The sequence below is a fragment of the Amycolatopsis sp. NPDC051128 genome, assembly GCF_040682715.1.
Classification (GTDB): Bacteria; Actinomycetota; Actinomycetes; order Mycobacteriales; family Pseudonocardiaceae; genus Amycolatopsis.
This window is the reverse complement of record NZ_JBFBBN010000011.1, coordinates 151,366-171,956: the sequence shown is the minus strand read 5'-3', so window position 1 is coordinate 171,956 and position 20,591 is coordinate 151,366. Positions and strand designations below refer to the sequence as shown.

At 72.4% G+C, this 20,591-nt stretch carries 14 protein-coding genes; 11 read left to right on the top strand and 3 right to left on the bottom strand.

What is annotated here, in order from left to right; genetic code table 11:
• The first annotated feature begins 7 nt into the window (after nucleotides 1-7).
• The 7 genes from AB0M82_RS14745 to AB0M82_RS14715 all read left to right on the top strand — a co-directional run bounded on the left by AB0M82_RS14745 (nucleotide 8) and on the right by AB0M82_RS14715 (nucleotide 9,826).
• Complete coding sequence (locus AB0M82_RS14745; protein ID WP_364721629.1) at nucleotides 8-289, top strand: PAAR domain-containing protein; 282 nt, start codon at nucleotides 8-10, stop codon at nucleotides 287-289.
• 1 nt (nucleotide 290) lies between these two features.
• The gene (locus tag AB0M82_RS14740) at nucleotides 291-746 is read left to right on the top strand and encodes a GPW/gp25 family protein (protein WP_364721627.1); all 456 of its coding nucleotides are present in this window, start codon (nucleotides 291-293) and stop codon (nucleotides 744-746) included.
• Nucleotides 746-2,707, top strand: a complete 1,962-nt coding sequence (locus tag AB0M82_RS14735) for a putative baseplate assembly protein (protein WP_364721625.1) — start codon at nucleotides 746-748, stop codon at nucleotides 2,705-2,707. The genes AB0M82_RS14740 and AB0M82_RS14735 overlap by 1 nt, the downstream gene beginning before the upstream one ends.
• Nucleotides 2,704-3,243: a phage tail protein gene (locus tag AB0M82_RS14730; RefSeq protein ID WP_364721623.1), complete on the top strand. Its 540-nt coding sequence runs from the start codon at nucleotides 2,704-2,706 to the stop codon at nucleotides 3,241-3,243. The genes AB0M82_RS14735 and AB0M82_RS14730 overlap by 4 nt, the downstream gene beginning before the upstream one ends.
• 3 nt (nucleotides 3,244-3,246) lie before the next feature.
• Nucleotides 3,247-4,224 (top strand): zinc ribbon domain-containing protein, encoded by a 978-nt coding sequence (locus AB0M82_RS14725; RefSeq protein ID WP_364721621.1) that lies wholly within the window; start codon nucleotides 3,247-3,249, stop codon nucleotides 4,222-4,224.
• Between the two features lie 27 nt (nucleotides 4,225-4,251).
• On the top strand, nucleotides 4,252-8,322 hold the full coding sequence (locus AB0M82_RS14720) for a VWA domain-containing protein (protein ID WP_364721619.1): 4,071 nt from the start codon (nucleotides 4,252-4,254) through the stop codon (nucleotides 8,320-8,322).
• A gap of 178 nt (nucleotides 8,323-8,500) precedes the next feature.
• The gene (locus tag AB0M82_RS14715; protein ID WP_364721617.1) at nucleotides 8,501-9,826 is read left to right on the top strand and encodes a hypothetical protein; all 1,326 of its coding nucleotides are present in this window, start codon (nucleotides 8,501-8,503) and stop codon (nucleotides 9,824-9,826) included.
• A gap of 73 nt (nucleotides 9,827-9,899) precedes the next feature.
• Here the strand turns inward: AB0M82_RS14715 and AB0M82_RS14710 are convergent, their stop codons facing one another.
• From AB0M82_RS14710 to AB0M82_RS14700, 3 genes are all read right to left on the bottom strand, one after another.
• Complete coding sequence (locus tag AB0M82_RS14710; RefSeq protein ID WP_364721615.1) at nucleotides 9,900-10,526, bottom strand: response regulator transcription factor; 627 nt, start codon at nucleotides 10,524-10,526, stop codon at nucleotides 9,900-9,902.
• Between the two features lie 110 nt (nucleotides 10,527-10,636).
• A complete protein-coding gene (locus tag AB0M82_RS14705; protein ID WP_364721613.1) occupies nucleotides 10,637-11,287 on the bottom strand; it encodes a response regulator transcription factor in 651 nt (216 codons plus the stop codon).
• Between the two features lie 4 nt (nucleotides 11,288-11,291).
• Complete coding sequence (locus tag AB0M82_RS14700) at nucleotides 11,292-11,969, bottom strand: sensor histidine kinase (protein ID WP_364721611.1); 678 nt, start codon at nucleotides 11,967-11,969, stop codon at nucleotides 11,292-11,294.
• Between the two features lie 447 nt (nucleotides 11,970-12,416).
• Between AB0M82_RS14700 and AB0M82_RS14695 the strand changes: the two genes are divergently transcribed.
• The 4 genes from AB0M82_RS14695 (at nucleotide 12,417) to AB0M82_RS14680 (ending at nucleotide 20,588) form a co-directional block, all read left to right on the top strand.
• Nucleotides 12,417-13,403 (top strand): DJ-1/PfpI family protein, encoded by a 987-nt coding sequence (locus AB0M82_RS14695; protein ID WP_364721609.1) that lies wholly within the window; start codon nucleotides 12,417-12,419, stop codon nucleotides 13,401-13,403.
• Nucleotides 13,400-14,158, top strand: a complete 759-nt coding sequence (locus tag AB0M82_RS14690) for a DJ-1/PfpI family protein (RefSeq protein WP_364721607.1) — start codon at nucleotides 13,400-13,402, stop codon at nucleotides 14,156-14,158. Before AB0M82_RS14695 ends, AB0M82_RS14690 begins: the two co-directional genes overlap by 4 nt.
• A gap of 84 nt (nucleotides 14,159-14,242) precedes the next feature.
• On the top strand, nucleotides 14,243-16,411 hold the full coding sequence (locus tag AB0M82_RS14685; protein WP_364721605.1) for a DUF1707 domain-containing protein: 2,169 nt from the start codon (nucleotides 14,243-14,245) through the stop codon (nucleotides 16,409-16,411).
• Nucleotides 16,412-16,643: 232 nt separating this feature from the next.
• Entirely contained in the window at nucleotides 16,644-20,588 is a 3,945-nt protein-coding gene (locus tag AB0M82_RS14680) for a hypothetical protein (protein WP_364721603.1), read from the top strand.
• The last annotated feature ends 3 nt before the right edge of the window (nucleotides 20,589-20,591 follow it).

The following is a 20,591-nucleotide window of genomic DNA, read 5'->3' as shown; positions in this document are numbered from 1 at the left end:
AGTGCGCATGCCACCAGCCGCGAGGGTCGGCGATCCGACCGGGCACCCGGGCGTCATCGCCGGGCCCGGCGTGCCGACCGTGCTCATCGGCGGAATGCCCGCCGCCACCGTCGGGACACTGCACACCTGCTCGTTCCCGCCGCCGGCGGTGCACCCGCCGACGCCGGTCGCGCCGCCGGGCTGCCCGACGGTGCTGCTCGGCGGGCTGCCCGCCGCGCGCATGGGTGACATGGCCGCGTGCGGCGCGCCGATCGTCATGGGCTGCCCGACCGTCATGATCGGAGGCTGACGTGACAGTGCCAGGGAAAAACGCGACAGGGACAAACGCGACCGGGAAAGACTTCCTCGGCCGGGGTCTGGCGTTCCCGCTGCACACCGACGCGACCGGCTCGATCGCGCTGGTCGGCGGCGAGCGCGAGATCGTCGAGAGCATCCGGCTGATCCTGGCGACCGCGCCGGGGGAACGTCCGATGCGCCCCGAGTTCGGCTGCGCGGTGCACGACCTCGTGTTCGCGCCGGCCGATTCGGCGACCGCCGGGCAGATCGCCTACGAGGTGCGGGCTTCGCTGGAGCGCTGGGAACCACGCATCACACTCACCGACGTCGTGGTCAGTTTCGCCGAGGCCGACCGGGGGACCCTGCTGATCGACATCAAGTACACCCTGCGCGGCACGAACGACCCGCGCAACCTCGTCTTCCCGTTCTACGTCATCCCGCCGCACGAGTCCACCGAGGAAGGTGCGTGATGTCACTGCCCATGCCCAACCTCGACGACCGCCGGTTCCAGGACCTGGTCGACGAAGCCAAGTACCTCGTCCAGCGCAACTGTCCGGAGTGGACGGACCACAACGTCTCCGACCCCGGCGTCACGCTGATCGAGACGTTCGCGCAGATGGTCGACCAGCTGCTCTACCGGCTCAACCGGGTGCCCGACCTGCACTACCTGCGCTTCCTCGACCTGATCGGGGTCCGCCTGTTCCCGCCCGCCGCGGCGCGCGCCGACGTGACGTTCTGGCTCTCGGCCGCCCGGGACGTCCCGGTGGTCGTCGCGGAAGGCAAGCAGGTCGCGAGCGTGCGCAACGAGGTCGAGGACCCCGTGGTGTTCACCGTGGAGCGGACGCTGAACATCGTGCCGTGCTCGCTCGCGCACCTGGCGACCAGCACGTCCGACACCGGCCTGCCGCCGGTCGACCGCACCGACGAACTGCTCGTCGGCGGCGGTCCCGCGGCCTTCGCCGAGACCCCGGCGCCCGGCGACGCGATCCACTTCGGGCTGTCGGACGCCGTCCCCGGCTGCGCGGTGCTGTTGCGGATGAACTGCGAGGTCGAGGGCCAGGGCGTCGACCCGCGCGACCCGCCGTGGCTGTGGGAGGCCTGGGACGGCACCGGCTGGGCGGCGTGCGAGGTCGACCGGGACAGCACCGGCGCGTTCAACCGGGCCGGGGACATCGTCGTGCACGTCCCGGACGGGCACACGATGTCGGTGCTCGCGCGCCAGCGGGCCGGCTGGGTGCGCTGCCGCCTGATCGAGGCCAAGGTGAACCAGCCGTTCTTCCAGCGCTCGCCGCGCCTGCACTCGGTCGAGGCCTCGACCATCGGCGGCACGGTCGGCGCGGTGCACGCCGAGGTCATCCGCAACGAGATCGTCGGGACGTCGGAGGGCACGCCCGGCCAGCGGTTCCCGCTCGGTCGCCGCCCGGTCGTCGCCGGGGACGGCGAACTGGTCGTGGAGGTCTCCGGGCCCGACGGCTGGCAGCAGTGGACCGAGGTGCGTTCGTTCGCCGACTCCGGACCGGACGACCGGCACGTGCTGTTCGACCGCGTCGCCGGCGAGGTCGCGTTCGGCCCCGCGGTGCGCCAGCCCGAGGGCGGCGTCCGGTACTACGGCGCGGTGCCGGCCAAGGCCGCCGCGATCCGGGTGCCCGAATACTCCTCCGGCGGCGGGCGGCGCGGCAACGTCGCCCGCGAGGTCCTCGAGGTGCAACGGGATCCGATCCCGTTCGTCAGCAGCGTGGTGAACCGGCGGCCCGCGATCGGCGGGGTGGACGGCGAGTCGGTGCGCGACGCGGCGGTGCGGGGTCCGCTGCTGCTGCGCACCCGCGATCGCGCGATCACCGCCGAGGACTACGAACAGCTCGCCCGCGAAGCGGCGCCGGAAGCGGCTCGCGTGCGCTGCATCCCGGCGCACGGCGCGGACGGCCGTGAGACCGGCGCGATCCGGGTCCTGGTCGTGCCCGCGGTGCCCGACAGCGGCGAGCTCGCCTTCGCGACCCTGATGCTCGATCCGGGCATGCGCGGCCGGATCGAGCGGTACCTCGACGAACGACGCTGCGTCGGCGCGCTCGTGTCCGTGGAACCGCCGTTCTACCAGGGTGTCACGGTGGTCGCGCGGCTGCGCGCCCGGCGCCGGACGACGGCGGGCACGCTCGGCGCGCGGGCGACCCAGGCCCTGTACGACTACTTCAACCCGCTCAGCGGCGGTCCGGACGGCGACGGCTGGCCGTTCGGTCGTCCGGTGCAGTCGGGCGAGGTCTTCGCGGTGCTGCAACGGCTTCCCGGCGTCGAGCTGGTGGAGGACGTGCGCCTTTTCGCCGCGAACCCGATCACGCGCGAACGCGGCGACCAGGTCGACCGGCTCGACCTGCCGTCCAACGCGCTCGCGTTCTCGTTCGGGCACCAGGTCCGGGTCCGGGAGGCCGGCGCATGAGGGCGGGCGTCGCCGGGCTGCCGAGCCCGCACCCGATCGGCGAGCAACTGCCCGCGGTCTACGCCGAGGACCGGTTCGTGCAGGGCTTCACCGGCGCACTCGACGAGGTCATCGCGCCGGTCATCGCCACGTTGGACAACTTCACGGGCTACCTCGACCCGGGCCTGGCGCCCGAAGACTTCGTCGGCTGGCTGGCGCACTGGGTCGCGCTGCGCGTCGACGAGAGCTGGAGCCCGGCGCAGCTGCGGCAGCTGGTGACGCGGTCGGTCGAGCTGCACCGGTGGCGCGGCACCCGGCGCGGGCTCGCCGAGCACGTGGGGCTGTTGACCGGTGGCGCGGTCGAAGTGACCGACAGCGGTGGTGTCGTCGAGTCGCCGCAGCCGGGCGCGCCGCTGCCGGATCCGGGGCCGCCCTGGGTGCAGGTGCGCGTGCGCGTGCCCGATCCGGCCCGGATCGACATCCGGCGGCTGACGGCGACGGTCGTGGACGCGGTGCCCGCCCATGTGCGGGTCGCGGTGGAAGTGCTGGAGGGGTAGCGGATGGTCATCTACGCGGAGTGCGGGCACCAGGGTCCCGCCGAGGTCGAGTTCTGCGGCGAATGCGGCCAGTACCTGAAGTGGGACGACGACAAGCCGGTGGCCGTGCGGCAGCAGCCGGTCGCCCAGCACCAGGTGGTGCAGCCGGCCGAGCCGCTCGCCCCGGTCCGGTCGCCGCGGCAACAGGTCCTCGAAGAGGAGGTCCTCAACCCCGGCGACCTGATCTGCGGCAAGTGCGGCAAGGGCAACGCGCCCACCCGCAACTTCTGCAGCCGGTGCGGCGAGTCGCTGGCCGAGTCGCAGGTCGTGAAGACGTCCTGGTGGCGCCGGCTGTTCGGCCGCAAGCCGAAGGAACACCAGGCGGGCGCGCGGCCGGGCAAGGACGGCGTCCGCCGCCGGGCCGGGCGGGCCGGGGCCGCGCGGCGGACCGCCGGCAAGCTGATCCGCCGGGCGATCGCGGTGGCCCTGGTGCTCTCGGCGCTGATCTACGCGCTGTACCAGCCGTTCCGGGGCGCGATCAACACCGCGGCCACCGGGCTGTGGAGCCAGGTCACCGGGGTGTTCGAGGCCAAGCTGAACCCGGTGCACCCGATCAAGGTGACGGCGACCGGGCAGTCGGCCGGGCATCCGGCGCCGCTGGTCGCCGACAACGCCAAGAACACCTTCTGGGCGGCCCCGGTCGACCGGGAGCCCGCGCTGGTGTTCACCTTCGATCACCCGGCGGACCTGCGGAAGGCGATCGTGTACGCCGGCAACGCCGCCGACCTCCAGTCCACGCACCGGCCGCAGAAGCTGCATCTGGTGTTCTCCACCGGCAAGACCTTCGACATGGCGCTGGCGGACACGCCGGACGCCCAGGAAGTCCCGATCGAGAACAGCGAAGGCGCGACCAGCGTCGAGCTGCACGTGGTCGGGCTGCATCGCTCGCTCAACGGCACGGACGTCGCGATCTCCGAGATCGAGCTGTTCGAGGCCGGCTGAGTCACCGAAGTTCGGGAAGGACTGACCATGCGCGCGAACCGAGCGGTGGCGGGCATCGCGGTCGTCGCGCTGCTGGGCGGCTGGGCGATCAGCGGGGCGCTCTCGCCGACCGCGGCGCAGGGGCCCGCACCGGCGCCGCCCGCCGCGCCGTACCGCGTCGGGTACGTCAGCGCGGCCACCACGGGCCTGTTCCAGGCGACCGGGGAAGGCGCCGGGGCGGCGCTGCCGGGCGGCATCGGGAGCGTCGACTCCGACGCGTCCGCAGGCACCGGAGGCCTGGTGTGGGTGAGTCATCGGGCCGCGACGGCCGGTGGCGCCGAGCGTGACGGCGAGATCTTCTCCTTGCGTGACGACGCCAAGGCTCCGGTGCAGCTGACCAACGACGAAACCGTCGACATCCATCCGGCACTGTCTCCGGACGGCCGTTCGGTCGCCTTCGCCTCGGAACGCACCGGCAGCAGGAAGCTCTTCGTGATCGGCGTGGACGGCCGCGGCCTGCGGCAGGTGACGTCGGGACCGGCCGCGGACGACTCGCCGAGCTGGTCGCCCGACGGCACCCGGCTCGTGTTCAGCAGCACCCGCGACGACCCGGCCGGGGACATCTACACCGTCCCGGCCGGCGGCGGGGTGCCCACGCGCCTGACCGCGGACCCCGCCGCGGACACCCAGCCCGCGTGGGGCCCGGCGCGGATCGCGTTCACCACGACGCGCTTCCACCCGGCAGGCGACGTGGTGCTGATGGCCGAGACCGGTGGCGCGGTCACCCGCGCGGTTCCCGATCCCGGGGACTCGTCCGAGCCCGCCTGGTCGCGCGATGGCGGCCGGCTGGCGTTCACGACGCACGCGCCGGACCCGCTCGGCGACGTCAAGCAGATCGCCGGTGGCCGGATTTCGGTCGTCTCCGCGCTGCCCGGCGTCGGCGAGACCGAACCGGCGTTCCGCCCGAACGGTCAGCCGGTGTTCACCGAGCTGCGGTCGGACGACACCACCGACATCTGGAGCGCCGACGCGACCGGCGGCGATCGTCGCGACATCACGAACCGGCCCGGCGCCGACGAGGCCGATCCCGCGTTCTCCGCGGACGGCACGTTGCTGGCGTACACGGAGTTCGGTCCCGGCGAGTCCTCGGCCTCCCAGATCGTCCTCGCGAACTCCGACGGCAGCGCGCCGCGGTCGTTGACCGGCGTGGTGGACAGAACCAAGCACGAGCAGCACCCGGCGTGGTCGCCGGACGCCACGATGATCGCGTTCACCAACACCACGTTCGGGAGTGAGAGCAGACAGGACTTCGTCCGGATCACGCGGGTCGCGGACGGCCGGATCCTCGGCGACATCCCGATCCCGGCGCACCTGCGAGGAAACGACACACAGCCGGTGTGGTCCGTGGACGGCACGAAGATCACGTTGACGCGTGCGGCCACCCGGGTCGCACCGCCGGGACCGTCCAGAGTGGACCCGTCGGTGGTGGACATCCCGGCGGGGCAGGGCAGGCAGGAATTCATCAACAAGACCGTGCAGACCGACCAGGTTCCCTCGAACCCGGACATCGTCATCCTGATGGACCACACCGCGTCGATGGGCAGCGCGGACCCCGAGCACCCCGGTGCGCTCGAAGAGGTCAAGAAAGGGTTGCCCGGCATCATCACCGACGTCCAGAACGAACAGAAGGACGCGAACTTCGCCATCGCGGTCTACGGCGACAACGCCGACAAGCCGATCCCGCAGCAGCCGGTGATCCCGCGCGACTTCTTCGTGTGGCAGCAGCCGACGGGCACCGTCGCCGACCTGAACACGGCGTTCGGCAACGTCATCGCGAGCGGGGGCGGCGACACCCCCGAGGACTGGCTGATCGCACTGCACAGGATCGCCAAGGAGAACGCCGTCCATTTCCGGCCGAACAGCAGCAAGATCGTCGTCGTCATCGGGGACGCGAGCAGTCACGACGACCAGCATCCGGCCGACCCCAACGTGCCGCCGCAGCCGCCGAACGTCGCCACGATCGCCGGTGAGCTCGCGGGCGAGAAGATCCAGGTCATCGCGGTGCCGGTCGTGACGCGCAGCGGCGACGGCCTCGACGGGCGCCACCAGGCCACTGCCGTCGCCGCGGGAGGTGTGCTCACGCCGTTCACCGATCCGGCGGGCATCGTCGCGGCGATCAAGAAGGGCATCCACGATCTGCCGGTGACCGTGCAGCCGGTCCCGTTCTGCGACCCAGGCCTGACACTGACGTTCTCGCCGAACGGCGGACAACAGGTTCCGAGTGGCACCAACGCGAACTTCACCGAGATCGCGACCGTGTCGCCGACGGCCCCGATCGGCGCGTTCCTGCGCTGCCGCGTCGAGTTCCGCATCAACGGCGAGGAAACCGTGCGGCCCGGCTACACCGAGGACGTGACCGTGCGCGTCAAGGATCCGCGGCTGCCGCTGATCACCGTGCACGACAAGACAGTAGCCGGGACAGCCCCGACGGTGATCGAGTACCCGGCGACGGCATTCGAGTACAACGCGGACGTGGAGGGTGGCAAATCCCCGGTTCCGGTGAACTGCGCGCCGTCGTCCGGCAGCTTGTTCCCGGTCGGTTCCACCGCGGTGACCTGCACCGCGACCGGGGCGAACGGCACCGCCACCGAGACCGCGGTGATGGCGGTCGACCCGGGCGGGGAGTCCCGGCGGGAGCTGTGGCAGGTCTCGCTCGTCCCGGGGCCGGACAGCGTGGTCGCCGGAACCCAGCGGGACCTCTCGCCGCTGTTCGGCTCGCCGTGCGGCACCGGCAGGCAGGGCTCGGCGGACGTTTCGCCGGACGGCGCCACGCTCGCGTTCCAGAACGACAACAGGCTGATCTGCGCGGCGGCCGCCGACGGCGGTCCCGGGCGGGTACTGGTGCAGAACGCCGGCTGGGTGGACAACCCGGCCTGGTCGCCGGACGGCGCGCTGGTCGCCTTCGACAGCTCGCCCGGCGAATCCCGGCCGGGCATCCAGGTCGTGCCCGCGGCCGGTGGCGCGCCCGCGCTCCTGATCGCCGGCCCCGGCGGGGCTTCGCAACCGGCGTTCCAGCGGACCGCGGACATCGCCGTGACCGCCACCGCCGTCCCGGCCGCGATCCCGTTCAACGGGCTCACGACGTTCGAGTTCGTGGTCACCAACCACGGGGCCACCGCCTCACCGGCGGTCGGGCTGTTCGTCCGGCTGACCGCCGGGCTGCGGCCGCAGGCGCCCATCACGACCAAGGGCACGTGCACGCCGGACCTGGTCTGCGGCTTCGGCGCGCTCGCGCCGGGTGACCAGGCGCGGGTGCGGTTCAGCGCCACCGGCCTGGTGGCGGGGCCGCAGGCCGCGACCGGCACGGTCACCACGGCGGGCCAGGACGCCGACGCGCGGGACAACTCCGCCACGGCGGTCGTCACCGTCGCCGAGAAGCCGGTGCCCCCGGTCACGCCGGGGTCGTTGTCGGTGGGGATGTCGGTGTCGGCGGTGCCGCTGTTCGTCGGCGGGGACGACGTCGTGCTGACCTTCCTGGTGCACAACGGGTCCGGGGCGCCGATGCCGGACGTCCGCCTGGTCACCCAGCTGCCGCCGCAGCTGCCCGCGACGTCGGTGGCGCCGGGCTGCGTGCCGGGTGGCGGCAGCTGCGCGCTCGGGACGCTGGCGCCGGGCCAGACGGTCGAGGTCCGGATCGCGCTGGCGGCCAAGGCCGCGGTGGACGCGCCGGTGTCAGGCACGGTCGGCACGACGGGACCGGACAACAACGCCGCGGACAACACGGCGAGTTCGCGCGTGGTGATCCGGCAGCCGGTGGTGACGGTCGATCCGGAGGTCGCCACGCTGGGCTTCGTGCCGCGCGTGACGGGCACGGACTTCCCGCCGGGCGCGACGGTCCGGCTCGCCTGGTCGGCCGGCATCTCCGCGACACCGGGGGAGGTCACCGTGGGCGTGGACGGGAAATTCCAGGCGCAGTTCCTGATCTTCCACCACGACCTGATCGGGCCGCGCACGCTGTCCGTGACCTCGGTGATCGGCCCGAAGTTCGGGACGGCCCAGTCGAACCCGATCCTGGTCGTCCTCCGCACCCAGCAACCCCCGTTCATCAGCCGCGGCTGACCTTGCACCGAAGGCCGTGAATGGCACATTGAGGGACTTGAAGTCGCTCAATGCGACATTCACGGCCGTGCGCCCAGGGGGATTCGGGGGCCGCTGCCCGTACGGGCAATCAGGGGCGCACGGCCGCACACCCGTCCGCTGGTGCCGGAGCGGGGGCCGGGCGCGGAGACTTCCGTGCATGGGAGCAACGGCGACGCTGTCCGAGGCCGGCCTGGTCGCGGAACCGGGCCAGGAGACGAGCTGCTCGGTGACCATCCGGAACGCCGGACAGGTCGTCGACCAATTCGCGATCGACGTGGTGGGCGACGCGAGTGGCTGGGCCACCGCGGAACCGGCCACGGTCAACCTGCTGCCGGGGGAGACGGGGACGGTCACCGTGCGGTTCGCGCCGCCGCGGTCCTCCGACGTCCCCGCCGGGACGATCCCGTTCGGGGTCAGGGTGTTCTCGAGCGAGGACCCCGCCGGCTCGGTGGTCGAGGAGGGCACCGTCGAGGTCGGCGCCTTCACCGACGTGACCGCCGAGATCGTCCCGGCCAAGGTGGAGGCCAGTTCCAAAGCCAACTTCGAGGTCGCCGTCGACAACCGCGGCAACCGGCCGGTGGCGGTGGAGCTGAGCCCGCTCGACCCGGAGGACGAGCTGGATTTCGAGCTCGAACGCAACCGGGTCGACCTGGCGCCGGGGCGGGCCGCGTTCATCCGGCTGCGCGCCCGGCCACGGAAGCGGTTCCTGCGCGGGCAACCGATCCGGCACCGCTTCCAGGTGTTCGTCGCCGCCGAGGGTGCCGAGCCGCTCAAGACCGAAGGCACCATGGTGCAGCGGCAGCGGCTCCCGAAGTGGCTGCTGCCCGCGCTGGCCGCGCTGCTCGCCCTCCTGCTCGCCATCGTGACGCTGTGGTTCACCGTGCTGCGGCCCGCGGTCAAGTCGGCCGCTCGTGAGGCCGCCCAGGAGCAGAACCAGGAGATCGTGAAGGCCGCGCAGGACGCCGGCGCCGGGGCCGATCAGGCGAAGAAGAACGCGGACCAGGCCAAGCAGAACTCCGAGCAGGCGATGAAGGCCGTCGGCCTGACTCCGCCGGGCGACGGCGCCGGTCCCGCGGCCGCCCCCGCCAACCCGGCCGGCCCCTCCCGCGCCGCGAACGCCGCCGACGGGACGCCGACGGACTTCCGGGTGGCCGCGGACGCGAAGATCGACTCGAACGTGAACCGGTTCGCCGAATTCCCCTACACCTTGCCGGACCCGAACAAGACGCTGGTGGTCACCGACCTGATCCTGCAGAACCCGCGCGGTGACACCGGAACCCTGCGTCTGCTGCGGGATTCCGGCGGCACCAAGAGCGTCCTGCTGGAGGTCGGTCTCTCGAACTTCCGCGACCTCGACCACCACTGGCTGCAGGCCTGGCGGTTCCAGCCGGGGGAGAAGATCGTGCTCGCGGTCAGCTGCCAGAACCCGGGAGATCGTGGTCGCTGCACCCCGTCGGTCTCCTTCTCCGGCCGGGTCGAGTAGACCGTTGCCAGGGCGTGTTTCTCGGATCCGTGTTCGCGATGACTCTCATCGAACGAGATCCAAGAAATACGCCCTAGATCAGCCCTTCGCGCATCGCGAACGCGACGGCGTGGGCGCGGTTGCGGAGCTGGAAGCGGTTGGTGATGTCGTGCAGGATCGACTTCACCGTCCGCTCCGAGTAGCTGAGCTGGTCGGCGATCTCCCTGGTCTCGAATCCCTCGGCGACCAGGCTCAGCACCCGGGTTTCCCGCTGGGACATCCCGGCGAGGTCCCACCCGTTCGGCTGAAGGACGTCCCGCTGCAACCGGGACACCCGGGACAGCAGGCGGCCGAGCAGGTCGGGCGGCAGCGCGCCTTCGCCGACGGCCGCGGCCTTGACGAGCCGGACCAGGGTGTCGGGGGTGGCGTCGGCCCGGCGGATGATCGCCGACACGCCGCTCCCCACGACGTCGAGCAGTTCCGAGTCCTCCACCTCCCCGGCGACCAGGACGATGCCCGTGTGGTTGGCGCACTGGAGACTGCGCAGCAGCTGGCGGGCCTCGTCGTTCAGCCGCTCCACGATGACCAGCACCACGGCCGGCTCGCCGGAGTCCCCGTCGGCGAAGCGGATTTCGGGGCGTGACCGCAGTGCGGTCGTGACGCCCGCGTGGGTGATGGCGTCGGTCGCGTGCAACAGCACCGGGACCTGGTCGGTAAGCATCGGTGAAGCCCTCCCTCGAACTACGTGGGTTCCCTCAACCCAACCCCAAGGATCGTGCTGCGGGCGCGAGCCCAACAGGGACATCGAGTCCCGATATGTCCCGCTTTTCGTTACTCCGATCGGGCAATGCCGGCCTCTTTCGCCTTGGCGATGGCCTGGGCGCGGTCGGTGACCCGAAGTTTGCGGAAGATGTGGGACACGTGGTTGCGCACCGTCTTCTGGCTCAGCACCAGCCGGCCGGCGATCGCCGCGTTGCCCATGCCCTGCGCGATGAGCAGCATGATCTCCTTTTCTCGCAGGGTGAGCCGCGGGAACGACTCGTCACGCGGGGTCGCCGTGCCCAGGAGGGACAGCACCCGGGTGGCGATCGCCGGGCTGAAGATGGCCTCGCCGTCGCCGATCACCCGGACCGCCCGGATGATCTGCTCGTTGCGCGCCCCCTTGAGCAGGTAGCCGCGGGCGCCCGCGCGCATGGCGGCGAACACCGCGGCCTCGTTCTCGAACATGGTCAGCATGAGCACGCCGGTGTGCGGGGCGGCGTTCACGATCTGCCGCGTCGCCTCGATGCCGTCGAGGTCGGGGAGGTTCAGGTCCATCAGGACGACGTCGGGTTCCAGCCGGCCCGCGTCGGCGACCGCGGTCAGGCCGTCGGCGGCCTCACCGGCGACCTCCATGCCGTCGGTGCTGTCGATCATCGCGCAAAGCGCCGCCCGGAACAGCGGATGGTCGTCCACCACGAGGACACGCAGGGTGCCGAACATCGCCTCACTTCCCCGCGGCGAGCGGGAGCCACGCGGCGATCCGGGTGCCGCCGGAGGAAACCGGCTCGACCCGGCAGCCACCGCCGAGGTCGCCCGCGCGTTCCCGCATCGAGCGCAGCCCGGTCCCGCCGACGGTGGGCAGCGCCTCGCCGTCGGTGCCGACCCCGTCGTCGACGATCTCCACGTGCAGATCGCCGTCCAGCGGCCAAAGGTGGACGGTGCAGTGCCGCGCTCCGGAGTGGCGGGCGACGTTCACGAGCGCCTCGCGGATGATCCGGTACGCGGTGACCTCGACCTCCGCCGGCAGCGGTGGCAGCTCGCCGCGGACCTCGACCTCGACCCGCAGCGGGCCGTGTTCCGCGGGCACCCGGTCGGTGAGCGTTTCGGCGTACCGGCGCACGGCCAGGACGAGCCCGGCGTCGTCGAGCGCCGGCGGGCGGGCGTCGGCCACGATGCGGCGCAGATCGGTGATCGCGCCGAAGAGCTCGTCCTCGAGCCGGGCCAGCAGGTGCTCCGCGCCCGGCCGGTCACGGGCCATCAGATCTCGGGCCGCGCGCAGCCCGAGAACGGCGACCGCGAGAGTCGGCCCGAGGCCGTCGTGCAGATCGTTGAGCACCCTTTTGAGCCGGTCTTCGTACCCGGCAGGACGAACGGCGTCGGCGACGACGAATGTCCGGCGCATCTTCTCCCCGTCCGGCAGAAATGGTCTGGCCCCCTCGCGAACCGGGGGAACCAGCTCTCGTGCGGGTAGCCCAACCGGCTAGTCCGTTTCCCGTAGCGAGATGGTCACCCGCTGTACTAATCGCCGCATCCGGTCCCGGCGTTTCATCGCCGGCCGCCGGTTCAGGTCACGGTCTGGTCCCGATACGAAAACGGAAGTAACGTAGCGGATCAGGGTGTCGTTCCGGTACGACCCGGTGGGCTAATCCCGTTAAAAACGATTCATGAAGTGCGCCGCGAACGTGTCGAAGTTCGACAAAGCCCAGATGCTGCACGTTCGGGAAGTCGCACAGCGAATGGAGCAGGCGAGCGGTGGTGGGTGGCGTAACGGAGATACCCCCATTCGAGCGAATAGACGTCCTGCCGTTAGGTTTCGGCGGTGGGGAACAGAGCGGGCACGATCCGGAGAATGGTGATCGTCGCGTACGACGACGCACAGATTCTCGATGTCGCCTGTCCGAGCGGGGCACTGGAGATCGCCAACTCCTACGGCGCCGCGCCGCCGTACGCCGTCGAGCTGGCCACGGTCTCCGGCGAGGGTGCGCGCAGCTCGTCCGGGATCGTGCTGGCCGGCGCGCGGCGGCTGGCGGCGGTGACCGGCCGGATCGACACGCTGCTGGTCGTCGGCGGGGCCGGCACGCGCGCGGCGGCCATGGACGACCGGTTGCTGACCCAGGTGCGGCGGCTGGCCCCGCGGAGCCGGCGGATCGCGTCGGTGTGCACGGGGACGTTCGTGCTGGCCGCCGCCGGGCTGCTGGATCAGCGGCGGGTCACCACGCACTGGGGCTACGGCGAGGTGCTGGCCGCCGCATTCCCTTCGGTGGTGGTGGATTCGGCGCCGCTCTACGTCCGGGACGGCAACGTCTACACCTCGGCCGGGGTGACCAGCGCGCTGGATCTCACACTCGCGCTGATCGAGGACGACCACGGTCCGACCCTGGCCCGCGAGGTCGCCCGCGAGCTGGTGACCTATCTGCACCGCCCGGCCGACCAGGCGCAGATCAGCATGTTCCTGGCCGCCCCGCCGCCCGGCAACCGTGTGGTGCGCGACCTGCTGGGCCACATCGCCGCGCACCTGGCCGAGGACCTGAGCCCGCGGGCGCTGGCCGAGCTGGCCGGCGTCACCACCCGGCACCTCAACCGGCTGTTCACCACGCACCTGGGCAGCACCCCGGCCCGCACGGTGCGAGCGGCCCGGACCGAAGCGGCCGCGCACCTCGCACGCGGCAGCGAGCTGCCGCTGTCCGCCGTCGCGCGCCGGTGCGGGTTCGCCTCGGCGGAGACGCTGCGGCAGGCGTTCCTCGACCACTATGGGATCACCGGGGACACGCTTCGCAGGATGGCGGACATGCCGCGACCGCGCGTGGCGCGTCCGGGCCAGGCTCCCGTGCCATGACGAGTACGCAGACCACCCGCCGGACAGTGCTGACTTCGGTGGCGGCAGCCGCGGCGTTCGGGCTCGCGACCGGCACCGCCGAGGCGCAGACCCCCGGACGGCCGCCCCGCGGCAGGCAGATCGGCATCCTGCTCTACGACGGCTTCAGCCTGCTGGACCCGACCGGACCGGCGGAGCTGTTGTCCCGGCTGCCGGACACGACGGTGACGATGATCGCCGAACACCGGGGACCGGTGCGCACCGACACGAAGGATGTCGCCGTGCAGGCCGACCGATCGGTGGCCGAGGTGGACCGGCTGGACGTGCTGCTGGTGCCGGGCGCGGGCAACCGCGGCACGGTCGGCGCGATGCGGAATCCGGTCCTGCTCGACTGGATCCGCCGCATCGACCGGCACACGACGTGGACCACGTCGGTGTGCACCGGCGCACTGATCCTCGGCGCGGCCGGGTTGCTGCGCGAGCGCGCCACCACGTACTGGGCCTCGGCGAGCTACCTGGAAACCACCTTCGGCGTCCGGTACGTGCCCGAGCGGTACGTCCGCGACGGCAAGATCATCACCGCCGCCGGGGTGTCCGCCGGCATCGACCTCGCGCTGTACCTCGCGTCCCTGCTCGAGGGCGAAGAGATCGCCCGCGGCATCCAGCTCGCCGTCGAGTACGACCCGCGGCCGCCGTTCGACGCCGGCAACGCCGCCACGGCGAGTCCGGAACTCAAGGAACTCGCTCTGCGGTTGCTGGCCGAATCCCAGGTGTAGCCCCGGCCGGACTGATTACTGATCCGGCCAAAAGCAGGCAGGCTGTGGTCGGATCGGTAATGATCGGCACAGTATGCTCTCGCGATGGCAAGAGGTTCGCGTCAGCCGGACACCCGGATCGGTCACGACGCCCGCGCAGCGGCCACGGGCACATTGGACGCGGCGTTGCGGGAAGGCCGGCTCGATCTGGCCGAGTACGAGCGGCGGCTGGTGATCGTCCAGGCCGCCCGGGTGCGGAAGGATTTGACGCCGGCCGTCGCCGGGCTGCCCGTCCGTTCCGGCCAGACCGGCCCGGAACTGCGGATTTCCGCCGCGGACCGGGAACGAGCGCTGGTGCTGCTGGCCGCCGCCCTGACCGACGGGCGGATCCAGGCGGCCGCCTACGGTGACGCCGAAACGTTGCTGCACCGAGCCGTCACGTACGCGGACGTCGACGCCGTCGTCGGCGACCTGGACGCCAAAGCGAGCCTCGCCGAACGCGATCAGGCGGTCGCCCGCATCGAGGCCGCGGTTGCCGGCGGGCTGCTGGATCCCGCCGAACAGCGCGACCGCGTGGCGGCGGTCCGGCGGGCGACCACCGACGCGCAGCTGGCCGCGCTGGTGGCCGACCTGCCCGCCGACGCGGGCCCGGCCCGCTCGCCGCGAGCCTCCCACGCCGACCGCGAAGCCGTTGCCGCGCAACTGCACGACGCCGTGGAGGCGGGGCTGCTCGACCTGCCCGAGTTCGACGAGCGGGTGCGCGCGGTGTACGCGGCGCGGTTGCGCGACGAGCTGGCGAGGGTGGTAGCGGACCTACCAGAACCTGTTGCCCCGCTTATGCCACTGAGTTCGTTGCCGCCGGCGCCGCCCGTCGACCTTCCCAAGCGGAAGCGTGCCAGGCGGAAGCCGTCGTTGAAGACCGTCAACACCGCCGTCACGGTCGCCGGCATCGGCAGCTTCCCCGTGATAGTGATCTTGATCGGCTTGGGGAACGCGGGGCTGGCGTCTCTCGCCATCCTGATCCTGTCAGTGTGGGTGCTCGCGCTCGTCGCGCTCGCGGTATGGGGCTGGCGCACCGTAAAGGCGGTCGATGCCGCGGACAGGGCTTCTCGTGCCGTGGCCCGGACTTATCCGGCAGTGAAGGCGACTCCTCCAGTAGCGAAGCCGGCTCCTCGTGAAGTGAAGCGGGCTTCTCGCGAGGTGAAGCGGGCCCCGGCGGCGAAGCCGGCTCCAGTGGTGAAGCCGGCTCCGGTAGTGAAATCGGCTCCTCCTGCAGTGAAGCGGGCTTCTGGTGGAGTGAAGCGGGCTCCCAAGGCGCAGCCGGCTCCTCGGCCGAAGAAGGCGCCGCGCAAGCGACTGCTGGGAAGGCACAAAGGCGGCGTCGTTTCCCTGACGTGCCTGGTCCTGCCCGACGGCACCCCGGTGGCGATCACCGGTGGCCGTGACAACACGGCCAGGGTGTGGGACCTGACCGACGATTCGCTGCGGCACACGCTCAGCGGTCACACCCACGACGTGCTGAGTGTCGCGGCCATCGTCCTGCCGGACGGCGTACCGGTCGCGGTGACCCTCGGCGGGGACCGCACGGCGAGGGTGTGGGACCTCCGTGACGGATCGCCGCGCGGCACACTGCCAAGCCTGGCCAGGGACCCGCAGTCGGTCAAGTGCATGGCGCTGGCCGACGGCACTCCGGTCGCGGTCGCCTGCAACGTCCTCGAGACGGTCCAGATGTGGGACCTGCGGGACCGCAAGATGCTCAGCACCTTCACCGGCGACTGGTTCATCGATGCGATGGCGCCCCTGGTGCTCCCCGACGGCACTCCGGTCGCGCTGTTGGCCGGCATGGATTCGATCCAGGTCGTGAACCTCGAGAACGGGAACAAACGGTCCGAACTGTGCGGCCACAACGGTCCGGTCAATGCGATCGACACCACGGTGCTCCCCGATGGCACCCCGGTCGCCGTATCCGTGGGCAGCGACAAGACGGTCCGCGTCTGGGACCCGCAGAGCCGAACGCTGCTGCACACCATCGGCGGCCTGACCGAGGAGAGGGAAAGCGTTGTCTGCACGTCCCTTCCGGACGGCACCCCGGTCGCGGCCGCCTGTGATCTGCTCGAGAAGACGGTGATGTGGGACCTGAGAGACGGTTCCCGGCTCCCGCGCATGCTCGGGCTGAGCGGGCAGGCCCTCGCCGGAGTCGCGCTCCCGGACCGGACCCTGCTCCTGGGTCCGGCCGGCGACGGCGATGCGACGGAGGTTCATTCGCTGACCTGAAGCGTCTGTGCGGGCGACGAACGGTGCCCGTGGAAGCGCCCGCCCGGCCGTGGCCCGGCGGGTCGGCGGCCTTTCAGATGGAACCATGCGCGGGAAGGCCGAGACCGGTGACGAACCGGCCAAACGCGGCCGAGCCCCACACAGACCGAGACCGCCCAGCGCACCCCAAGGCGTACTGGATCTGCAGCGGCTGGCCGGAAACCAGGCTGTCACCCAGTCCCTGACCGCGCCCGTGCCCGCCGAAGCCGTCGCGCTCGCGGCGCCTCAGCGCGCGGCCGAACTCGGTGCCGGGGTGCTCGCCGCGATCACGCCGCCGAGAATCCCCGAGCCCGCACCCGAACCCGAGGTCGAAGCCGAGGAGACGGCGGAGGTCGCCGCAGCGCCGCAGACCGCGGCAGCCGAGCCGCAGGTCGCGCCGGAAGTCCCCGTGGAGCGTCCGCTCGCCCCGGCCGCGGCGGAGCTGTACGACGAGGTCCGGGCCCACGACGACGCCGGGCAGGCCGAACTGGACGCCGCCTTGCGGGAGACGCTCGGTAGCCACCGCTCCGCCGTCGCCGCGGAGGAGGAGCAGCTGGGCCGGAGGGAACAGACCGAGCTCGGCGCGGTCGGGCAGGCGGTCGCCGCGGCCCGGCGGCGGGTCGCCGGCGCGGTCGCGGCCGCGCAGGCGGCGGTCGCCGCGGCCGGCTCCGGGGCCCAGGCCGAGTTGGCCGCCCGGCACACCGCCCAGCAGGCCGAGGCGGGCGCTCTGGTCGCCGAGGGCGCGGCGCGTGTCCGTCAGGCGGGCACGACCCACGGCGACGAAGCGGTGTCGACCGCGGGCACCGTCGCGAGTTCCGTGCGCGGCGCGGTGGAGGGGCAAGCGAACGACGCCCGGCAGCGGGGTGCTTCGCGGCTCGGCTCGTTCCACGGCGAAAGCGAAGAGTCCACGACGGCGATGCGCCGGGCCGCGCAGGAGGTCGCCGGCCAGACCGCGGAGCAGATCCTCGGCAGCCTCGGCAGCACCGACGCCGACCTGCGCGCGGCCGGCCCCGAGGTCCGTGGCGACCTGGTCCGGCAGGCCGGCGCGCTCGCCGAGCAGATCGGCCGGCAGACCGAACCCGTGCACCGGCGGCTGGCTCAGGCCGCCGAGCAGGCGACCGGCTCGATCGGCCGCGCGGCGGGCGAAGGCAACGCCGCGGTGGCGGCGGCCGGCGGCGCCGTCTCGACCGGCCTGACCCAGCTGCTGACGACCGTGCGCGCCTCCATCCGGCAGCGCGCCGCCGCGGGCCGGACCGCGTTGCGGCAGAGCGCGGGACAGGTGGAGAGCGCGCTGGCCGAGCAGGGCGCCCAGACGGCCGCGGCGGGCCGGGAGACCACCGCCGGCATCCTCGCGCAGGTCACCGGCCGCCCGGTCCGCCGCCGGTTCGCCCGGCAGCTCGGCGACACGCTCGCCGGAACGCTGCGCGAGGCCTACGGGATGTCGGCCGGGCAGGCACGCGCGATGTCCGGGCAGATCGCCTCGGAGTTCAGCCGGGCCGCGGCGCAGGTGCACGAGTCGATCGGCGAGGCGGGCGCGGCCGGTGCCGCGCACGCCGGTTCGGTCGGCGCGAGCGGCGCCCGGCAGGCCGCGGGCTTGCAGGAACGCCTGGCCCGGCAGCTCACCACGCTGATGCGCGAGGCCGTGGCCCAAGGCGACCAGGTCGTGGACGGCACCGCCGAATCGGTGTTCCGGACCGCGACGGAGGTCGACCAGGGCTTCGCCCAGGCCGTCCGCGATCTGCGGACCCGGCTGGACCAGCACGCCGCCGAAGCCCGCACCCGCACCGGCGAGCCGCTGACCTCGCTCGACGCCCGGATGACCGATGCCGCCGAACGCGCCCGCAGCCGCGTCGAGGACGGCTGGCTGCTGTCGCAGCTCGCCGACGCCTGGGACGCGCTGACCCCGGGGTTCATCGCCGGCCTCGTCGTCGGGCTGCTGGTGACGATCGCGATCGTCGCGATCTGCGGCACCGGGATCGGCGCGCTCATCCTGGCCGGCGCGGTCGCCGGGGCCGCGTCCGCGTTGGCGTCCAACGCGACCGACTACGCCGCGGGCACCGGGAAGTACGCGGGCAACCACCCGTGGAGCTGGTCCGAGGTCGGCAAGGAGATGTTCTTCGGCGCGGTGTTCGGCGCGGCGGGCGGCGCGCTCGGCGCCGGGGTCAGCGGCGCGATCGGCGCCCGCACCGGCAGCACGATCCTCAACGGCGTCGCTCGCAGCGTCTTCGCCGAAGTGGCCACTCAGCAGGCGGCGAGCAAGGTGGCGAACGTCGTGGTCGGCGTCGGCATGGGCGTCGTGCAGAACGTTGTCACGGAGGGCAGCAGCCGCGGCTGGGACCACGCCTTCGACCACTGGGACCGTGGCCTGCTCCTGAACGCCGCGGTCAGCGGGATCATGGTGTCCGACGCGGTCGGCGGCCGGATCCACGCGGCCACCGAAGGCGCCCGCGGCACGATGGTCGACGCCGGGATGGCCTACAACGTGACGCCGGGGGAGTTCACCGCGTCCTCGGCGCGGCTGGCCGATCGGGCGGGCGTCGCCGAGCCCGCCCCGGCGGCCGGAGGCGGCCACGAGCCGGTGCCCCCGGGCGAACGCGAGACCGCGCCGGTCCCGGAGCGCGAACCGGCGACCGGCCCGGACGCCCCGCTCACCGAGCCGACGGTCGCCGAACCCGTCGAGTCGCCTTCGCGGACACCGATGCAGGAGCAGGTCGAGCAGACGACCGGCGTCGACCGCGGCGCGGCCCACGAACAGAGCATGGCCGAGCTGCGGGAGTTCTACGAGAACCAGCAACGCGAAGCCGCGGTGTCCACCGACGTGCGCGGCACCCGGATCGACCAGATGGTGGACGCTTCGGGCGCGCCGATGACCCAGCCGGACGGCAGCCCGTACGGCTACGGCGTGCAGCAAGGGTTCGAGGTCCGCACGTTCGACTACGGCCCGGGCGGCAAGCTCACCGAGGTGACCATGAAGGTCCGGCTCGAAGGGCAGCCGGGCGTCACACCGGCCGAGCTGGTCCAGATGCAGAACAACGTGCACGCCGGGATCGACCAGCACTACAACAACGGCCGGACCCTGCCCAACGGCGACCGGCTGCACGTGACCGTCGAGTTCGTCACCGACGCCGCCGACGCGCACCTCAACGTCGCCGTCGAGCCCGGCAACGGCCCGACGGTGCAGAACCGCTGGTTCACCGGCGACAACCCGACCACGCTGGCCCACGAACTGGGCCACCAGCTCGGCTTTCTCGACGAGTACATCGATCCGCGGACGGTCAACCGTGGCGACGCGACCGCGCCGGGCGTCCACCAGGACGGCAGCCTGATGGGCGACTTCTGGCTCCGGGACGCCCGGGGCAACGTCGTGCGCGATGCCGCCGGAAACCCGATGGTGGACCCGGCGACCGGCCTGCAGGACCGGCATCTCGACCAGCTCGGCGCGGACATCGACGCCGCGCGCGCCACGGGAGGAGCGGGCGGGACTCCGGCGCCTGGCCCACGAGAGGCCGCGCCCGCCCCGGACGCGTTGACCGCGGGCGGCGAGGGCGTGCCGACGCGGTATTCGGAGGTGCTGGCCGCCGCCGACCAGCGGATCAAGACCGTCGAAGCCATGCTGCGGCGCAATCCCGAGCTGGCCACGCGGTTCCAGGGCGAGGCCAGGGCACTGCGGATGGCCTACGGCGAGCAGCGGGACATCTTCCTCGACATTTCCCCGGACAGCGCGACCCGCAGCGGCGGCATGAACGCACTGGCCGCGGCCGAGCAGGGCGCCGTGCTGGAAAGCCGGGCCGCCGACCTGCTCGGCCGGATCGAGGAAGCCCGCACCGGCGGGGCCGCCGACACCGGCGCGTTCGACAACACCGCGTTCCAGAACGAGATCCGCCACCTGTCGCCGAACGAGCGCGTCGCCCTGGTCGAGCAGACCGCGGGCACGGTGGCCGAGCGCAACGGCTGGACCTACGACAGCAGGCTGAGCTCGATCAACAACCGGAGTGTGTACCGGGATTCCGCGACCGGCACGCTCTACGCTGTCGACACCCAGCACGGCACCTTCGAACGGTGCGCCGCCAACGGCAGGCATCTCGAGGAGGTCAACTTCGTCATGGAGTCCATGGAAGGCCGTGACCCCGAAGGTCGCCACGACCTGACCGTCCCCTGAGCG

Excerpts from the sequence above, each read along its gene's own strand:
- AB0M82_RS14745 (WP_364721629.1), top strand. The coding sequence starts at position 8 with ATGCCACCAGCCGCGAGGGTCGGCGATCCGACCGGGCACCCGGGCGTC.
- AB0M82_RS14735 (WP_364721625.1), top strand. The coding sequence starts at position 746 with ATGTCACTGCCCATGCCCAACCTCGACGACCGCCGGTTCCAGGACCTG.
- AB0M82_RS14730 (WP_364721623.1), top strand. The coding sequence starts at position 2,704 with ATGAGGGCGGGCGTCGCCGGGCTGCCGAGCCCGCACCCGATCGGCGAG.
- AB0M82_RS14725 (WP_364721621.1), top strand. The coding sequence starts at position 3,247 with ATGGTCATCTACGCGGAGTGCGGGCACCAGGGTCCCGCCGAGGTCGAG.
- AB0M82_RS14720 (WP_364721619.1), top strand. The coding sequence starts at position 4,252 with ATGCGCGCGAACCGAGCGGTGGCGGGCATCGCGGTCGTCGCGCTGCTG.
- AB0M82_RS14715 (WP_364721617.1), top strand. The coding sequence starts at position 8,501 with ATGGGAGCAACGGCGACGCTGTCCGAGGCCGGCCTGGTCGCGGAACCG.
- AB0M82_RS14710 (WP_364721615.1), bottom strand. The coding sequence starts at position 10,526 with ATGCTTACCGACCAGGTCCCGGTGCTGTTGCACGCGACCGACGCCATC.
- AB0M82_RS14705 (WP_364721613.1), bottom strand. The coding sequence starts at position 11,287 with ATGTTCGGCACCCTGCGTGTCCTCGTGGTGGACGACCATCCGCTGTTC.
- AB0M82_RS14700 (WP_364721611.1), bottom strand. The coding sequence starts at position 11,969 with ATGCGCCGGACATTCGTCGTCGCCGACGCCGTTCGTCCTGCCGGGTAC.
- AB0M82_RS14695 (WP_364721609.1), top strand. The coding sequence starts at position 12,417 with ATGGTGATCGTCGCGTACGACGACGCACAGATTCTCGATGTCGCCTGT.
- AB0M82_RS14690 (WP_364721607.1), top strand. The coding sequence starts at position 13,400 with ATGACGAGTACGCAGACCACCCGCCGGACAGTGCTGACTTCGGTGGCG.
- AB0M82_RS14685 (WP_364721605.1), top strand. The coding sequence starts at position 14,243 with ATGGCAAGAGGTTCGCGTCAGCCGGACACCCGGATCGGTCACGACGCC.